Source organism: Cupriavidus sp. KB_39 (assembly GCF_052114485.1).
GTDB lineage: Bacteria > Pseudomonadota > Gammaproteobacteria > Burkholderiales > Burkholderiaceae > Cupriavidus.
This window is the reverse complement of sequence record NZ_JBFREV010000005.1, coordinates 218,071-233,432: the sequence shown is the minus strand read 5'-3', so window position 1 is coordinate 233,432 and position 15,362 is coordinate 218,071. Positions and strand designations below refer to the sequence as shown.

Genomic DNA, 15,362 nt, shown 5'->3' with positions numbered 1-15,362 from the left:
GCCACGGCACGCCCCCGCACCGACTGGAGACACCATGGTCAAGATCCTCATCGCTTTCATCGTCGTCGCCGGCGCCGCCCTGTATCTGCTGACGAAGGGTGGCGGCGACGTCTCCATGGGCGGCGAACAGCACGGCGCCGAGACCCACGCCCCGGCCCCCGCCGAGGCCCCGGCAGCGCCCGCACAGAAATAAGACGGAACGCCGCCAGGCGCGGTGTTTGTCAACGCAGCGAGTAGAATACCGTTTTACGTAAAACGGACGGTCTTCACATATGGCAGGTTTTCGCCCCAAGTCTTCCCCCCGACTCTCGCCCGATGCCGAGCGACTGGTGGCCGACGCGCTTGCGCTCGACGCCTCGGGCAGCCGCATGGAGGACGGGTATTGGGAGCGGCGGCTGTCGCAGCGCCTGGGCCGCCTCCTGAAGAACGGCAGCCAGACCGCCCTCGACGCCGCGCTCGAACACCTGTTCAAGCACAACGCGGATGCCTCCGACGTGCTGGCCGAGCAGGCCGAGACGCTGGCCGAGTCCGCCACGGTCGAGATCGACGGCGTGCAGCATGACGCCCTGCTGATCGCCGCGCCGATCCTCGCCCATACCCGCTACGCGATTCCGTCCGGCGCGCTCAAGCCCGAGCTGGCCCAGACGCTGGCCGTGCACCTGCAGGCCCACGTGCTGGCCACGCAGACCCAGGTGGCGCTGTCGCCGTATCTATATAGCATCGACCAGCTCCCGCGCACCCATAGCGACACCTTCGCCCTGACCCACAAGCTCGCCTCGGCGGCGCTGGCCGGCACGGTGCCCAAGGTGGATCTGCGCGACCTGCCGGAGACCGCCCCGATCCTGGCCGATCCGCGCTACCTGCTGGCCGTGGTGGTGGCGCCGCACGAAGGCGCCCTGTTCCGCTGGCAGGAAGATGCCAAGGAGCACCACGCCGAGCGTTCCACCTGCCTGGAGCAATGGCGCCAGCAGGTGCAGCCGTCCGTGGCCGTGCTGCTGCCGGGCTGCGAATTCGAACTGCTGCTGCCCGATGCGTTCTTCCTGTCGTGCCGCGAATCTGACAAGAGCATCCGCCCGCTGACCGTGCGCGCCGCCGTGAACTACCTGTGCGGCACGCTGGACGTGCCCGCCGGCCAACTGGCTGCCGTGGTGGCCTCGTTCGGCGAGGAAGTGGTCGAGGAATACCGCGTCGGCTTCACCATGCGCGGCGAGAAGGACGTGATCTACGGCATCGTCTGGCCCGTCTATGGCCGCGAGGCCGGCGAAGTCGATGCCGAGGAAAAGGGCAACCCGCTCGAGCAGATCTGCGAGGAACTGCGCAACGCCGGCGTGGAGGAGATCTTCCGCCACGCCGCGCTGTTCGACCCCGAGTACTGCGAAGACTGCGGTACGCCGCTCTATGCGGACCGTTCGGGCGAGATCGTCCACGCCGAACTGCCCGAGGACGCGCCGACCCAGCAGCCGCTGTTCCACTAAGCTGGCCGCCGACTCATAAAAGAACCCGCGCAAGCGGGTTTTTTTATCGGCGCGAAGCGGTGGAAGGTGCCGCCAACCGGAAGTGCCGAAAACACCCCATACCCGTGCCATCGCCCGGGAAGTCCCCCAACCCACGCAGGCGTGTACGTTTGACGGCACAATGCATGGCATCCCATCCCACATCCCGCACCACCCGAGGAGCCTGTCGATGAAAGCGAGCCATCGTTCCGCCAAGATCCGCCATGCCTTGCTGGGCACCCTGCTCTCCGTTGCGATGTCCGCCGGGGTGACCGTGGGCGCCGCGCACGCCGAGGACCTGCGCATCGGCCTGGCTGCCGATGTGACCTCGATGGACCCGCACTGGAACAACGCGGGCCCGAACAACGCCATCGCGCTGCATATCTTCGAATCGCTGGTGTTCATGGATAAGAACGCCCGCTACATCCCCGGGCTGGCGCTGTCCTGGAAGCCGGTGAACGCCATCACGTGGGAGATCAAGCTGCGCCCGGACGTGAAGTGGCATGACGGCACGCCGTTCACGAGCGAGGACGTCAAGGCGTCCCTGGAGCGGCCCGAGAAGCTGACCAACAGCCCCGGCTCGTTCACCAGCTATACCAAGCCGATCGCCCGCATCGACACGCCCGACGCGCTCACCGTGCGCCTGACCATGAACGTGCCGAATTACGCCAACCTCGCCAACGACCTGAACAGCGTGCCGATCATGCCGAAGAGGGTCGCGGCCACGCTGACCCAGGCCGATTTCGACTCGGGCAAGGCGATGATCGGCACCGGGCCGTTCAAGTTCGTGCGCTTCGCGCGCGGGCAGGAAATCGTGATGGCGAAGAACCCCGACTACTGGGGGCCGAAGGTGGACTGGGACCGCGCGGTGTTCCGCATCCTCACCGACAACGGCGCACGCAGCGCGGCGCTGCTGGCCGGCGACGTGGACGTGATCGAGAGCGTGCCCTCGGCCGACGTGGCGAAGCTCAAGCAGAATCCGAAGTTCAAGATCGAGCAGACGGTGTCGTGGCGCACCATCTTCTGGCAGATGGACCAGTCGCGCGACAACTCGCCGTTCGTGACCGACAAGGCCGGCAAGCCGCTGGCCAAGAACCCGTTCAAGGACGCCCGCGTGCGGGAAGCGGTCAGCAAGGCGCTGAACCGGGACGCCATCGTCAGCCGCATCATGGAGGGGCTGGCGGTGCCGGCCTCGTCGATCGTCTCGCCGCAGATCTTCGGCCATCCGGGCACCAAGCCGGACGCCTACGATGTCGAGGGCGCCAAGAAGCTGCTGGCCCAGGCAGGCTACCCCGATGGCTTCGCGCTGACGCTGCACGCCACCAACAACCGCTACCTCAACGACGGCCAGGTGGCGCAGGCCACGGCCGGCATGCTGACGCGCATCGGCATCCAGACCAAGGTGGAGACCCTGCCCGTGGCAGCCTACTTCACGCGCGCGCGCCAGGGCGAGTTCTCGTTCCAGATGCTGGGATGGGGCTCGGCGGCGGCCGATGTGGCGCTGCGCTCGATCACCGGCACGCCCAACCCGAAGACCGGCTATGGCACGTGGAACTGGGGCAAGTACAGCAATCCGCAGCTCGACAAGCTGATCGAAACGTCACTGACCACGGTCAGCAGCGACAAGGCGCGCGAGGAAGCCGCGCGCGCCGCGGCGAAGGTCGCGCTGGCGGATCACGCCATCATCCCCTCGCACAGCCAGCTGGCGATGTGGGCGATGCGCAAGGGCCTGCGCTACGAGGCCCGCACCGACGAATGGTCGCTGGCGCAGTTCTTCCACAAGGAATGACCGTTTTCCCTCAGAAAGCGATCAGATCACCAGCCGGTCTTCCTGATTGGCATTGGCCGCGCGCAGCTTCTTGACCCAGTCCCGGGCGGGCAGCTGGGTCGCGGCTTCCACCACGTCCGCGCGCGCTTCCAGCGTCTCCCAGGAGACGTCGATGGCCGGCCCGTTGAACGCCATGGCGATGATGTTGCCGTCATGCACTTCCGGGAACACCAGCACGCGGTTGTCGAAGGCATCGCAAATCCGCACGATGTTCTTCGGAAAGCTCTCGTGGTCGCCGAACAGGTTGATCGTCATCACGCCGGGGGTCTTCAGCACGCGGCGGCAGGCGCGGTAGAACGCCGTGGTGTCCAGCACCGGGCCGCGCGCGGTGGCGTCGTAGAGGTCCACCTGGAGCGTATCGATGGCCGCCGTGCTGGCGCTGTCCATCACGAAGTCCCAGGCGTCCTGCTCGCGCACGGTCAGGCGCGCGTCATCTTCGCGCAGGCCGAACATGCTGCGGCCGGCCACGATCACGGCCGGATTCAGCTCCACCGCCGTCACCTTGGCGCGGGCGAACTGCCGATGGCAGAACTTGGTCAACGCGGCAGCCCCGAGGCCCAACTGCACCACGTGGAAGTCATCGACCGAGGGCGACTGGAACAGCAGCCAGGCCATCATCTGCTGCGCGTATTCGAGCTCGATGGCGTCCGGCTTGCGCAGGCGCATCGCGCCCTGGACCCATTCCGTGCCGAAATGCAGGTAGCGCACGCCGTCCATCTCGGAGAACGTCACCGGCGCGAAGCGCGGCTTCATGCGGGCTTCGTGACGGGGGTCCTGCCGGGAATCCTGCCGGGCGTTCAGGTTGCCGCGCGATGCGTCACGGTGTCCGCGGGCGGGACGGCGCGAGGCCACGGCCTCGATCGATTTGCGTTTCAGAAGCGTCATAGCGGAGAAAAAGGCGCCAAGGGCGCGGATCATGGGGGCGAATCATTGGCCCAGCGCGGTCTGGGCGCGCTGGAGCCATTCGCGATTGTGTTCGCGGGCATGGCGCGGCCAGTGGCGCGCGTCATGGACGATATCGGCATAGAGCGCTTTCGCGCGCTCGCGGTCGGCGGCATCGGGCTGGGCCGTCAGCCAGTCGGCAAACAGGCAGCGCGGCGCGGCATCGCTGGCGCTGGTCAGGGCCTGCTCGAACGCAGCCCGGGTGCCGGGCGCGCCGGTAGCGGCCAGCGTCTGCGCGTACAGCAGCGAGGGCGTGGCCTGCTCGCGCGCCTGCGGGTGGTGCGAGAACAGCGTCTCCAGCGTGGCCTGCGCCGGCCCGGGCTGGCCGGTGGCCACCTGGGCGCGCGCCAGCCCTTCCAGCAAGGCCGGGTCAGAGGCGAACGGGCCGTTGGCGGCCGTCTGGTAGTGCGTCAGCGCCTCGGCCGGCTGGCCGGCATCGAGCAGCGCGGCGCCCAGGCGCATGCGGTGGTCCACGGTGGGTGCCCGGTCGAAGGCGTCGCGGGCCTCCCGCACGGCACGGTTCGGATCCACGATCTGCCGGATCGCCCGTCCCGCCGCCCGCGCCCCGCGCGTCTGGCGCAGGCTGGGCAGGTAGACCGCGAAGAAATAGACCACGCTGCCGAGCCCCGGGAACAGGAACAGCAGCAGGAGCCAGTACATATTCTGGTGCGTGCGCACCGCATGCACCGCGAAGAAGATGGCAACGATGACATGCAGGCCGATACCGCCAATACCGCCAAGGCCGAGACTGGACATAGGAATTTATCGAAATGGGAGGCCGGCCCGCCGCGCGGGGCGAGCCATGGCCGCGATTGTGACAGAAGTGACTGACGGTGAGACTTGTTCGGTACGCCTAAAGTTTTGCGGATTTGCGCCGAAGAAGGGGTGGGCTCTCTCCCGATCGGAACCACGCATATGACAACAATCAGCAGCGTTACCCCTCAGATCGTCACCGCCAGTGACGCCAACGTAACCAACACCCGCCGCTTCACCGCGCCGGCTGACGACGCGGCGCAAGCCGCCGCCGCCAGCACGGACGGCAGCGCGTCGGCCTCCTCGGCTTCCTCGGCCAGCGCCAGCGGCGACATCAAGGGCCCGGGCGGCGCCGGACGCCTGGGCGGCGCAGGTGCCGCAGACGCCAGCGCGGCCAGCAGCGAAGACAGCGACTCGGCGGTCATCAAGGCGCTGAAGCAGCAGATCGAGGCGCTGCAGAAGCAGCTGGCAGCCCAGATGCAGCAGCTCCAGGCCGCGCAGAACAGTGGCGCGGACGACAGCACCAAGGCCAGCACCGTGGCCGCGCTGCAGGCCGGTGTCACGTCGACCTCGGCGTCGCTCCAGCAGGCCGTCGCCAAGCTGGCCGAAGCCATTCAGCAGGCCGGCGCCTCCAGCACCGGGAACATCGTCAACACGACGGCCTGAACGGCGTCGCCCCTTCGTCATCGAAAGAAGACGCCCCACGCCTGGCTGGGCGATTCAGTCCAGCCAGGCGCGCAAGGCCTGCCACGCGACCCGCTTTTCCGCATAGGCCAGCGTATAGGCCGGGCTGCTCGACGGCAGCCGCAGGATGGCATGGCGGTCGCCATGCGCCCCCAGCGCCCCCAGCGCCTTTTCCCCGATCTTCGCCGCCGTACCGCCGTTGAAGGCAATCGCCCGCAGGCTCGGCAGCGTGCCGATCAGCCCGAGCAGGTCGTTCCCGGCATGGTCGCGGATATTGCTGTCGAGGTTCTGCTTGTGCGCGTAGTACTGGTTCTGGGCGAGCGAGACCTCGCCCGGCAGGCTGCCGAGCACGAGGACGCGGGTGTGGGCATCGACGACCGGCGGGAAACAGCGTTTGGTGGTCATCTTGGGAGGGTCTTCGCTGGCGGCCCCTCCCCCGCAGGCGGGAGCGGGGCCGCAAACCGGCCTCAGGCCAGCAGGCGGTTCACGCGTTGCACGTAGGTGGCCGGATCTTCCAGCATGCCGCCCTCGGCCAGAAGGGCCTGGTCGAACAGCACGCTGACGCGGTCGGCGAAGGCTTCGTCGCCGGCCACGTCGCGCAGCTTCTTCACCAGCGCGTGCTCGGGGTTCAGCTCCAGGATCGGCTGGGCGTCGGGCGCCTTCTGGCCGGCCTGCTTGAGCAGGCGCTGCAGGTAGCCGCTCATGTCGCCATCGTCCGACACCAGGCACGAAGCCGATTCAGTCAGGCGCAGCGTCACGCGCACGTCCTTGGCTTTGCCTTCCAGCACGCCCTTGGCACGGTCGACCACGTCCTTCCAGTCGGTTTCGGCCTTTTCCTGCTCGGCCTTCTCGGTCTCGTCGGCCAGCGCGCCGAGGTCCAGGTCGCCACGCGCCACGGACACCAGTTCCTTGCCGTCGAACTCGTGCAGGTAGGACAGCATCCACTCGTCCACGCGCTCGGTCAGCAGCAGCACTTCGATGCCCTTCTTGCGGAAGACTTCCAGATGCGGGCTCGACTTGGCGGCCACCCAGGTGTCGGCGGTGACGTAGAAGACCTTGTCCTGCCCTTCCTTCATGCGGCTCACGTAGTCGCCCAGCGAGACCGACTGCTCGGCCGTGTCGCTGTGGGTGGACGCGAAGCGCAGCAGCTTGGCGATGCGCTCGGCGTTGGCCTGGTCCTCGCCCATGCCTTCCTTGAGCACCTGGCCGAACTGCTCCCAGAAGGTCTTGTACTTGGCGCGATCGGCTTCGTCCTCGCTGTCCGCCAGCGATTCGAGCATCGACAGCACACGCTTGGTGCTGCCCTCGCGGATCGCGCGCACATCGCGGCTCTCCTGCAGCAGCTCGCGCGAGACGTTCAGCGGCAGGTCGGCCGAATCCACCACGCCCTTGACCCAGCGCAAGTACGCCGGCAGCAGTTGGTCCGCGTCGTCCATGATGAACACGCGCTTCACGTACAGCTTCAGGCCGGCCTTGTGATTGCGGTCCCACAGGTCGAACGGGGCGCGCGCCGGGATGAACAGCAGCTGCGTGTACTCGCTGCGGCCTTCCACGCGGTTGTGGGTCCAGGTCAGCGGGGCTTCCTGGTCATGGGCGATGTGCTGGTAGAACGCCTGGTACTGCTCGTCGGTGATGTCGGACTTGGCGCGCGTCCACAGCGCGCTGGCCTGGTTCACGCTCTCCCACTCGCCGGTGGTCTTGTGGGCGCTGGCTTCGGCATCCCACTCTTCCTTGGGCATGCGGATCGGCAGCGAGATATGGTCCGAATACTTCTGGATGATGTGGCGCAGGCGGTACGACGACAGGAAGTCGTCCTCGCCCTCGCGCAGGTGCAGCGTGATGGTGGTGCCGCGCTCGGCGCGCGAGATGGCGTCCACCGTGAACTCGCCGTCGCCGGTGCTTTCCCAGCGCACGGCTTCCTCGGCCGGCACGCCGGCGCGGCGCGTCTCCACCGTGACCTTGTCCGCGACGATGAAGGCCGAGTAGAAGCCCACGCCGAACTGGCCGATCAGCGCGGCGTCCTTCTGCTGGTCGCCGGACAGTTGCTGGAAGAATTCCTTGGTGCCCGAGCGCGCGATCGTGCCGAGGTTGCGGATCGCCTCGTCGCGGCTCATGCCGATACCGTTGTCGGTGATCTTCAGCGTGCGGCTGGCGGCGTCGGCTTCGATGCGGATGGCCAGGTCGGCATCGTTCTCGAGCAGCGACGGGTTGGCGATCGCCTCGAAGCGCAGCTTGTCAGTGGCGTCCGAAGCATTCGACACCAGCTCGCGCAGGAAGATCTCCTTGTTGCTGTACAGCGAGTGGATCATCAGGTGCAGCAGCTGCTTCACTTCCGCCTGGAAGCTCATCGTTTCGTGCGGTGCGGTCATGGTTCTCCTCTTGAAAGCTTGAAAACAAAGCGGGCACATCCGGGGTTGCCCCGGGCGCGCGGTGCGCGGCGGGGTCGATGGCCCTTCAAATCGGGATGGGCGGACGGTTTTTCAAGCCCCCGGGGTGGCGGGGGCATGGGCGGTATGGGTGCCGGAGGCCGGCTGGCCGGATAATCGCTCGATCTGCGCGGCCAGGAAACGCAGCATGCCGGGATCGGCGCTGCTGGCCACGTTGAAGCGCGTCCAGGTGGATGGCATCTGGCTGGGCGAGAACAGGCTGCCCGGGGCGAACAGGTAGCCCTCCTCGTGCCCCGCCGTAGCGATGACATTGGTGTCCACGCCCGTATCGGCCCACAGGTACATGCCGGCGTGCTGGCCCGGGAACATCCGCAAACCCAGCCGTTCGAGTTGGTGGCGGGTCTCGTCGCGCGCCCGGTCCAGCCGGCCGCGCACGCGCTCCACGTGCTTGCGGTAGTGGCCCTCGGTCAGCACCTTGTAGACCACGCGCTCGTTGATCTCGGGCGTGGCCATGCCGGTCAGCAGCTTGCTGTCGGTCAGCGTCACGGCCAGCTCCGGGCTGGCGGCGATGAACCCCACGCGCAGGTTGGCGGCCAGCGTCTTGGAGAAGCTGCCGAGATAGATCACGCGCCGGAGCTGGTCGAGGCTGGCCAACCGGGTGGCGGCGTGGCCGGGCGGGCAGAGATCGCAATAGATATCGTCCTCCACCACCAGGAAGTTGTACTGCTCGGCCAGTTGCAGCAGCCGGAACGCCCGGGCGGCGGAGAGCGAGGTGCCCGTGGGGTTGTGCAGCACGGAATTGACCACGAACAGCTTGGGCCGATGGGCCTGCACCACGCGCTCGAGCGCGTCCAGGTCCGGGCCATCGGCCGTGTACGGCACGCCGATCACGTGGGCGCCCTGCGCGGCGAAGCGCGCGAACATCACGAACCAGGCCGGATCGCCGACCAGCACGGTATCGCCGGGGTGCAGGTATTGCCGTGCGATCAGGTCGAACGCCTGCGTGATGCCGGAGGTCATCACGATCTGGTCCGGCGTGACGCCGATCTCCAGCTCCTCCAGCCGCGTGCGCAACTGCTGCCGCAACGGCAGGAAGCCCTGCGGCGTGCCGCTCGACAAAAAATGGTTGCCCGGTTGCCGCCCCAGGCTGCGCAGCGCGCCGGACATCAGCTCGCCGTCCAGCCACTCGTTCGGCAGGAAGCCCCAACCCGGCGCCTTGTGGCTCTCCGCCGAATGGAACATGCTGCGCAGCAGCCAGGTCACGTCGATATTGCGGATGGCGTCCGAAGGCGGCGTGGCGGCCGTGGACGGATGTGCCACGCGCTCCCGCACATAGAACCCCGAGCCGCGCCGCGACTCCAGGTAGCCCAGCGCCACCAGCCGCTCATAGGCTTCCACCACGGTGAAGCGCGAAATCCCCTTCTCGGTGGCCAGTTGCCGGATCGACGGCATGCGCATGCCGGCCCGGAACACCCGTTCGTCGATGCGCAGCCGTGCCCATTCAGTCAATTGCTCGACCAGCGTCATCTGGGCCGAAGGAATCGGGTCCGGCAACTGCTCGTGGCCGGCCGTCGGCATCACCAGCCTCAAGGGCCGTGTGCCGCCCGACGCACCCGAGCGGCCTCCGCTATCCTTGCGGTCTGGCCCGGGGTGCCGCCTTTCGTCCGCTTCGCTGCCTTCCATGTGGTGCTCCCGCAACTGTACTGAATACGATCTGCTGAACTGTATCGGTACTGTACCGATAACCTTGTCTACCATCAACCGACAATGACGCTCGCCATAGACCACCTCGTGATCGCGGCCCCGGATCTGGAATCCGGCGCGAACCATGTTGCCGACCTGCTCGGCGTTGCCCCGCAAGGCGGCGGCGCGCACCCGCGCATGGGCACGCACAACCGCGTCATGGGGCTGTTCGGCGGGATGTACCTCGAAGTGATCGCGATCGACCCGGCCGCCCCGGCGCCGGATCGGCCGCGCTGGTTCGGGCTGGACAGCGAAGCCATCCGCGAGCGGCTGGCCGACGGCCCGTTCCTGGCCCACTGGGCCGCCCGCGTGGAACGGCCGATCGACCTGTCGCGCTGGCAGGCGCAGTACCCGGACCGCATCGCCCCGGCCATTCCGATGACGCGCGGCGCGCTGCACTGGCGCCTGACCGTGCCCGACGACGGCAGCCTGCCGGCCTGGCCGGGTGAGGCGACGCATGCGGGCGATGGCCTGTTCCCCACGCTGATCCAGTGGGACGTGCCCAACCACCCCGCCATCAGCCTCCCGCGCCAGGACCTGGCGCTGCGTCGGCTGCGCGGCAGCCATCCACAGGCGGAACTGCTGCGGCAGGGGCTGGCGTGGATCGGCGCGGCAGACCTGATCGAGATCGAACAGACCGATGGGCCGCCACAACTGGTGGCCGAAATCGACACCCCAGCAGGCACCAAGACCCTGTGCTGACTATATAAATACCCCCGAAGGAGCCCCCGACGATGTCCGCCACCACCACCAAGCGTTTCGACGACGACGCCTATCTCGACCACTGCAACGCCACGGTCGTGGCCGTGAGCGAGGCCGGCATCGAGCTGGACCAGACCGTCTGCTACGCGCGCAGCGGCGGGCAGGCCGGGGACACCGGCACGCTGGTGCTGGCCGATGGCCGCGTGGTGGCGCTGATCGACACGATCTACGCCGAGGACCGCACCCGCATCCTCCACGTGCCGGCGCCGGACGCCCCGGCGGTGCAGCCCGGTGACCAGGGCGAAGTGCGCATCGACTGGGCGCGCCGCCACAAGCTGATGCGGCTGCACACCTGCCTGCACCTGCTGGGATCGCTGATCCCGGTGCCGGTGACTGGCTGCAGCATCTCGCCCGATTCCGCGCGCATCGACTTCGACCTCCCCGAATCCACGCTGGACAAGGCCGAACTGACCGAGCAGCTCAACGCGCTGATCGGCGCGAAGACCGATGTGCGGATCGACCGCATCACGCCCGAACAGCTCGCCGCGCAGCCCGATCTGGTGCGCACCGTGGGCGCCGCGCCGCCGGCCGGCACGTCCACCATCCGCATCATCGAGATCCCCGGTGTGGACCGCCAACCCTGCGGCGGCACCCACGTGGCCAATACGGGCGAGATCGGCGCGGTCACCGTGACCAAGATCGAGAAGAAGAGCCGCACCAACCGCCGCGTGGTGGTCAACTTCGCCGCGCTGGCCTGAGGTCGCCGTCATGGATGCCAACTGGCTGACGGGCCTGTCGATGGCCCAGTTCCTCGCATTGATCACGCTGCTGGCCGTGGGCGCGTTCACGCCCGGCCCCAACACCACCATCGCCGCCGTGACCGGGGCCAACTTCGGGCTGCGCGCCACGCTGCCGCATTGCATCGGGGTGGCGTTCGGCTTCGCGAGCATCGTCGCGCTGTGCGCCACCGGCGTGGGCGCCTTGATACTGGCCAGCCCGATGCTGGCGCGCGCCATCCATGTCGTCGGCGTGGCCTACCTGCTCTGGCTGGCGTGGAAGATTGCCCGGAGCGCCTCGCTGGCCGAGAAGACCGTGCTCAAGCCGATGAACGTCTGGCAGTCGGCCGCGTTCCAGTACGCCAATATCAAGGCGTGGATGCTGGCGCTGGCCGTGGCGGCCTCGTACATGGCCGGCGCGCCCTCGCCCGCGCAGCGCATCGCGCTGGTCAGCACCGTGTTCGGGGTGTTCGGCTTCTTCAGCAACGGCGCCTATGGGCTGCTCGGCGCCTCGCTGCGGCACTGGCTGGCGCAGGGCAACCGCGTGCGCTGGTTCAACGGCACGATGGGGCTGGCGCTCGGCGTGACGGCGGTCTGGATCGCCCTCGCCGCGCAGCCACACTGACCTTCCCGGGCCTCCCCATCATGGCAAATCCTTCTGCTTCTGCTTCTCCCTCCCATCCGCCCGCTTCCGGCGGCATGTGGCTCGGCTTCATCGGCGTGGCGATCTTCAGCCAGACGCTGCCGTTCACGCGCATGGCCGTGGCCGAGCTGGACCCCATCTTCGTGGCGCTGGCCCGCGCGGTGCTGGCGGCCTGCCTGGCGCTGGGCCTGCTCGCCCTGCGCGGCGCGCTGGCCCCGGCACGGCGGCCGCGCGGGCGCCAGTGGGCACGGCTGGCCGTGACGGCGCTGGGCGTGGTGGTCGGCTTTCCGCTGTTTTCGTCACTCGCCATGCGCGAGGTGCCGGCCGGCCATGGCGCCATCGTGATTGGCCTGCTGCCGCTGGCCACCGCCGTGTTCGCGGCGTGGTTCGGCAGCGAGCGCCCTTCCCCGGCCTTCTGGCTCTCGGCCGTGGCCGGCAGCGCGCTGGTGATCGCCTTCGCCCTGTGGCAGGGGGCCGGCGGCCTGCAACATGCAGACTGGTATTTGTTCGCCGCCGTGGTACTTGGCGCGCTGGGCTATGCCGAGGGCGGCAAGCTGTCACGGGAGCTGGGCGGGCTGGAAACCATCAGCTGGGCGCTGGTCGTGTCCCTGCCGGTACTGGTGCCCGTGGTGGCGTGGCTGGCCATGGCGCACGCGCCCGAGATCGGCGCGGCATCCTCCCGGGCGTGGCTCGGCATGGCCTATGTCTCGGTCTTTTCGATGTTCATCGGCTTCCTGTTCTGGTACGCCGGACTCGCAAAAGGCGGCGTCGCCCGCGTAGGCCAGATACAATTGCTCCAGCCGTTCCTCACGCTGGCGGGCGGCGCCGTGATCCTGGCCGAGCCCCTCGACGCCCCCACCCTCGCCTTTGCCGTGGCGGTGATTGCCGTGGTGGCCCTTGGCCGCCGCGCCGCCGTGCGCAACACGGCACCCGCCACGCCACCGGCCGCCACCGCGGCCGAAGGGGCGCCCCCCATATTTCCAGGACGACTTCACTAACAGGAGCCATGCATGTCCGTATATGACACCCTCGCCCGCCTCGGCGTGGAACTGCCCCCCGTCAGCGCCCCCGCCGCCGCCTATGTCATGGCCGCGACCAGCGGCAACACCGTCTTTCTCTCGGGCCACATCGCCCGCAAGGACGGCAAGGTCTGGGCCGGCAAGCTCGGCAAGGACGTCGACACCGAGACCGGCAAGGCCGCCGCGCGCGCCATCGCCGTCGACCTGCTGGCCACGCTCCACGCCCATATCGGCGACCTGAACCGGGTCCAGCGCATCGTCAAGGTGATGAGCCTGGTCAACTCCACGCTGGAATTCACCGAGCAGCACCTGGTGACCAACGGCGCATCCGAGTTCCTGGTCGAGGTCTTCGGCGACAAGGGCCGCCATGCGCGCAGCGCGTTCGGCGTGGCCCAGGTGCCGATGGGCGCCTGCGTCGAGATCGAAATGATTGTCGAAATCGCATAATTCGTATTTTTTCCACCACGCAGTCCAAGATTCACCCCACCAGAGACAGATCATGAAATGGGCCATCTCCCGCCGAGCACAGCAACTGACCAGCTCGGCCATCCGCGAAATCCTGAAGGTCACCGAGCGTCCGGAAGTCATTTCCTTCGCCGGCGGCCTGCCGTCCCCGGCGTCGTTCCCGGTAGCGGCCATGGAAGCGGCGGTGGCCCGCGTATTCGCCGATAACCCCCAGGGCGCGCTGCAATATGCCGCCACCGAGGGTTATCTGCCGCTGCGCGAATTCGTGGCCAAGCGCTACAACGTGGAGGTGGAGCGCGTGCTGATCACCACCGGCAGCCAGCAGGCGCTGGACCTGATCGCCAAGGTGATGATCGACCCGGGCAGCCCCGTGCTGGTGGAAACGCCGAGCTACCTCGGCGCCCTGCAGGCGTTCTCGCTGTTCGAACCCGAGTTCGTCTCGGTGCCGACCGACGAGCGCGGACTGGTGCCCGAGGCGCTGACGCCGGAGCTGACCGCCGGCGCCCGCTTCCTCTACGCCCTGCCGAATTTCCAGAACCCCACCGGCCGCCGCCTGCCCCTGGAGCGCCGCCAGGCGCTGGTCAAGCGCGCGCAGGAACTGAACCTGCTGCTGGTGGAAGACGACCCCTACGGCGAACTGAGCTACACCGGCGACATCCTGCCGACACTGCTCTCGATGAACCCGGACGGCGTGATCTACATGGGCTCGTTCTCGAAGGTGCTGGCCCCCGGCCTGCGCCTGGGCTTCGTGATCGCCCCGCCCGAACTGCACTTCAAGCTGTGCCAGGCCAAGCAGGCATCTGATCTGCACACGCCGAGCTTCACCCAGCGCATGGCCTACGAGTCCGTGCGCGACGGCCTGCTCGAACGCCATATCCCGACCATCCGCGCGCTCTACGGCAAGCAATGCGAAGTGATGCTTGACGCACTCAAGCGCCACATGCCCGCCGGCGTGACGTGGAACCAGCCCGAAGGCGGCATGTTTATCTGGGTGGAACTGCCCGAGGGCCTGGACAGCATGAAGATCCTCGAGGAAGCCGTGCGCCGTAACGTGGCCTACGTGCCGGGCGCGCCGTTCTATGCGGGCAATCCGCGCATGAACACGCTGCGCCTGGCCTTCGTGACGGTGCCGCCGGAGCGGATCGAGCAAGGCGTGACGATCCTCGGCGAACTGTTCCGCGAAGCCATCGCCAAGGCAGCGCCGCAGCCGCGCGCTGCCTGAGGCTAGCCCCGGAACCCTGAAGGAGAGCCGATCGCCATGGACGTGGAGGAGCCGCAAGGCCTGTTGCGCATCTGGGGCCGCCTGTCGTCGATCAATGTGCAGAAAGTGGTCTGGTGCGCGCGCGAGCTGCACCTGGACCACGAGCGCATCGACATCGGCAATCACCAGGGCGAGCTGGACACCGAGGCCTACATTCGCCTGAATCCGAATCGCCTGATTCCGGTGATCGAGGATTTCCGCGATACGGACGTGGCCGGCGAGCCCTTCGTGCTGTGGGAATCGAACGCCATCGTGCGCTACCTGTGCGCGCGCTATGGCGAAGGCACGCTGTGGCCGTCCGACGTCAAGGAGCGCGCCTCCGCCGACCGCTGGATGGACTGGCAGACCACGGCGTTCAGCCCGGCCATGGTCTCGGCCTTCCTGCAGATGGTGCGCGTGCCGGTCGAGAAGCGCGACGAGGCGGTCATCGCCAAGTCGTGCGAACGGACCGAGCCGCTGGCCGCGATGCTGGACAAGGCGCTCGCCAGCCGCGAGTTCATCGGCGGCGACCGCTTCACCATGGCCGACATCGCGCTGGCCTGCGCGGCACACCGCTGGATGGGCACGCCCGTGCCCCACACTGCACGGCCCAACCTCGAACGCTGGCTGGACGACATGCGCGCCCGGCCGGCGGCCACCGGCATCCTCGTCCTGCCGCTGCGCTGA

General features: G+C 68.1%; 16 protein-coding genes. 11 read left to right on the top strand and 5 right to left on the bottom strand.

What is annotated here, in order from left to right; genetic code table 11:
- Nucleotides 1–34 precede the first annotated feature (34 nt).
- The 3 genes from AB4Z27_RS06280 (at nt 35) to AB4Z27_RS06270 (ending at nt 3,282) form a co-directional block, all read left to right on the top strand.
- On the top strand, nt 35–193 hold the full coding sequence (locus tag AB4Z27_RS06280; RefSeq protein WP_177219833.1) for a hypothetical protein: 159 nt from the start codon (nt 35–37) through the stop codon (nt 191–193).
- A 79-nt stretch (nt 194–272) separates the two neighbouring features.
- Nucleotides 273–1,475, top strand: a complete 1,203-nt coding sequence (locus AB4Z27_RS06275; protein WP_092290187.1) for a DUF2863 family protein — start codon at nt 273–275, stop codon at nt 1,473–1,475.
- Nucleotides 1,476–1,749: 274 nt separating this feature from the next.
- Nucleotides 1,750–3,282 carry an ABC transporter substrate-binding protein gene (locus AB4Z27_RS06270; RefSeq protein WP_441644103.1) on the top strand — a complete coding sequence of 511 codons (1,533 nt, stop codon included), beginning with the start codon at nt 1,750–1,752 and terminating at the stop codon, nt 3,280–3,282.
- 21 nt (nt 3,283–3,303) lie between these two features.
- On the opposite strand, the gene AB4Z27_RS06265 is transcribed toward AB4Z27_RS06270, so the two are convergent.
- Together AB4Z27_RS06265 and AB4Z27_RS06260 are read right to left on the bottom strand one after the other, a co-directional pair.
- Nucleotides 3,304–4,206 carry a spermidine synthase gene (locus tag AB4Z27_RS06265; RefSeq protein ID WP_092290857.1) on the bottom strand — a complete coding sequence of 301 codons (903 nt, stop codon included), beginning with the start codon at nt 4,204–4,206 and terminating at the stop codon, nt 3,304–3,306.
- A 42-nt stretch (nt 4,207–4,248) separates the two neighbouring features.
- Nucleotides 4,249–5,019, bottom strand: a complete 771-nt coding sequence (locus AB4Z27_RS06260; RefSeq protein ID WP_092290191.1) for a tetratricopeptide repeat protein — start codon at nt 5,017–5,019, stop codon at nt 4,249–4,251.
- Between the two features lie 159 nt (nt 5,020–5,178).
- Here AB4Z27_RS06260 and AB4Z27_RS06255 point away from each other — a divergent pair, with 159 nt between their 5' ends.
- Nucleotides 5,179–5,682 (top strand): hypothetical protein, encoded by a 504-nt coding sequence (locus tag AB4Z27_RS06255; protein ID WP_092290192.1) that lies wholly within the window; start codon nt 5,179–5,181, stop codon nt 5,680–5,682.
- Between the two features lie 54 nt (nt 5,683–5,736).
- On the opposite strand, the gene AB4Z27_RS06250 is transcribed toward AB4Z27_RS06255, so the two are convergent.
- The 3 genes from AB4Z27_RS06250 to AB4Z27_RS06240 all read right to left on the bottom strand — a co-directional run bounded on the left by AB4Z27_RS06250 (nt 5,737) and on the right by AB4Z27_RS06240 (nt 9,770).
- On the bottom strand, nt 5,737–6,105 hold the full coding sequence (locus AB4Z27_RS06250) for a DNA-deoxyinosine glycosylase (RefSeq protein ID WP_441644099.1): 369 nt from the start codon (nt 6,103–6,105) through the stop codon (nt 5,737–5,739).
- 62 nt (nt 6,106–6,167) lie between these two features.
- The gene (gene htpG / locus AB4Z27_RS06245; protein WP_441644098.1) at nt 6,168–8,069 is read right to left on the bottom strand and encodes a molecular chaperone HtpG; all 1,902 of its coding nucleotides are present in this window, start codon (nt 8,067–8,069) and stop codon (nt 6,168–6,170) included.
- A gap of 111 nt (nt 8,070–8,180) precedes the next feature.
- Nucleotides 8,181–9,770, bottom strand: a complete 1,590-nt coding sequence (locus AB4Z27_RS06240; protein WP_092290195.1) for an aminotransferase-like domain-containing protein — start codon at nt 9,768–9,770, stop codon at nt 8,181–8,183.
- Between the two features lie 84 nt (nt 9,771–9,854).
- Between AB4Z27_RS06240 and AB4Z27_RS06235 the strand changes: the two genes are divergently transcribed.
- Genes AB4Z27_RS06235 through AB4Z27_RS06205 form a run of 7 tightly spaced genes read left to right on the top strand, consistent with a single transcriptional unit; the run spans nt 9,855 to nt 15,362 of the window.
- The gene (locus tag AB4Z27_RS06235; protein ID WP_092290196.1) at nt 9,855–10,532 is read left to right on the top strand and encodes a VOC family protein; all 678 of its coding nucleotides are present in this window, start codon (nt 9,855–9,857) and stop codon (nt 10,530–10,532) included.
- Between the two features lie 32 nt (nt 10,533–10,564).
- Nucleotides 10,565–11,290, top strand: a complete 726-nt coding sequence (locus AB4Z27_RS06230) for an alanyl-tRNA editing protein (RefSeq protein ID WP_441590550.1) — start codon at nt 10,565–10,567, stop codon at nt 11,288–11,290.
- 10 nt (nt 11,291–11,300) lie between these two features.
- Nucleotides 11,301–11,933: a LysE family translocator gene (locus AB4Z27_RS06225; protein WP_441590551.1), complete on the top strand. Its 633-nt coding sequence runs from the start codon at nt 11,301–11,303 to the stop codon at nt 11,931–11,933.
- 20 nt (nt 11,934–11,953) lie between these two features.
- On the top strand, nt 11,954–12,949 hold the full coding sequence (locus tag AB4Z27_RS06220) for a DMT family transporter (protein WP_441590552.1): 996 nt from the start codon (nt 11,954–11,956) through the stop codon (nt 12,947–12,949).
- Nucleotides 12,950–12,961: 12 nt separating this feature from the next.
- The gene (locus AB4Z27_RS06215; RefSeq protein ID WP_092290209.1) at nt 12,962–13,417 is read left to right on the top strand and encodes a RidA family protein; all 456 of its coding nucleotides are present in this window, start codon (nt 12,962–12,964) and stop codon (nt 13,415–13,417) included.
- Nucleotides 13,418–13,469: 52 nt separating this feature from the next.
- Nucleotides 13,470–14,657 (top strand): aminotransferase-like domain-containing protein, encoded by a 1,188-nt coding sequence (locus tag AB4Z27_RS06210; RefSeq protein WP_092290211.1) that lies wholly within the window; start codon nt 13,470–13,472, stop codon nt 14,655–14,657.
- A 60-nt stretch (nt 14,658–14,717) separates the two neighbouring features.
- Nucleotides 14,718–15,362: a glutathione S-transferase family protein gene (locus tag AB4Z27_RS06205; RefSeq protein WP_092290859.1), complete on the top strand. Its 645-nt coding sequence runs from the start codon at nt 14,718–14,720 to the stop codon at nt 15,360–15,362.

What these genes read in the sequence shown, in the direction of transcription:
- AB4Z27_RS06280 (WP_177219833.1), top strand. Translation starts at nt 35, where the DNA reads ATGGTCAAGATCCTCATCGCTTTCATCGTCGTCGCCGGCGCCGCCCTG.
- AB4Z27_RS06275 (WP_092290187.1), top strand. Translation starts at nt 273, where the DNA reads ATGGCAGGTTTTCGCCCCAAGTCTTCCCCCCGACTCTCGCCCGATGCC.
- AB4Z27_RS06270 (WP_441644103.1), top strand. Translation starts at nt 1,750, where the DNA reads ATGTCCGCCGGGGTGACCGTGGGCGCCGCGCACGCCGAGGACCTGCGC.
- AB4Z27_RS06265 (WP_092290857.1), bottom strand. Translation starts at nt 4,206, where the DNA reads ATGACGCTTCTGAAACGCAAATCGATCGAGGCCGTGGCCTCGCGCCGT.
- AB4Z27_RS06260 (WP_092290191.1), bottom strand. Translation starts at nt 5,019, where the DNA reads ATGTCCAGTCTCGGCCTTGGCGGTATTGGCGGTATCGGCCTGCATGTC.
- AB4Z27_RS06255 (WP_092290192.1), top strand. Translation starts at nt 5,179, where the DNA reads ATGACAACAATCAGCAGCGTTACCCCTCAGATCGTCACCGCCAGTGAC.
- AB4Z27_RS06250 (WP_441644099.1), bottom strand. Translation starts at nt 6,105, where the DNA reads ATGACCACCAAACGCTGTTTCCCGCCGGTCGTCGATGCCCACACCCGC.
- htpG (WP_441644098.1), bottom strand. Translation starts at nt 8,069, where the DNA reads ATGACCGCACCGCACGAAACGATGAGCTTCCAGGCGGAAGTGAAGCAG.
- AB4Z27_RS06240 (WP_092290195.1), bottom strand. Translation starts at nt 9,770, where the DNA reads ATGGAAGGCAGCGAAGCGGACGAAAGGCGGCACCCCGGGCCAGACCGC.
- AB4Z27_RS06235 (WP_092290196.1), top strand. Translation starts at nt 9,855, where the DNA reads ATGACGCTCGCCATAGACCACCTCGTGATCGCGGCCCCGGATCTGGAA.
- AB4Z27_RS06230 (WP_441590550.1), top strand. Translation starts at nt 10,565, where the DNA reads ATGTCCGCCACCACCACCAAGCGTTTCGACGACGACGCCTATCTCGAC.
- AB4Z27_RS06225 (WP_441590551.1), top strand. Translation starts at nt 11,301, where the DNA reads ATGGATGCCAACTGGCTGACGGGCCTGTCGATGGCCCAGTTCCTCGCA.
- AB4Z27_RS06220 (WP_441590552.1), top strand. Translation starts at nt 11,954, where the DNA reads ATGGCAAATCCTTCTGCTTCTGCTTCTCCCTCCCATCCGCCCGCTTCC.
- AB4Z27_RS06215 (WP_092290209.1), top strand. Translation starts at nt 12,962, where the DNA reads ATGTCCGTATATGACACCCTCGCCCGCCTCGGCGTGGAACTGCCCCCC.
- AB4Z27_RS06210 (WP_092290211.1), top strand. Translation starts at nt 13,470, where the DNA reads ATGAAATGGGCCATCTCCCGCCGAGCACAGCAACTGACCAGCTCGGCC.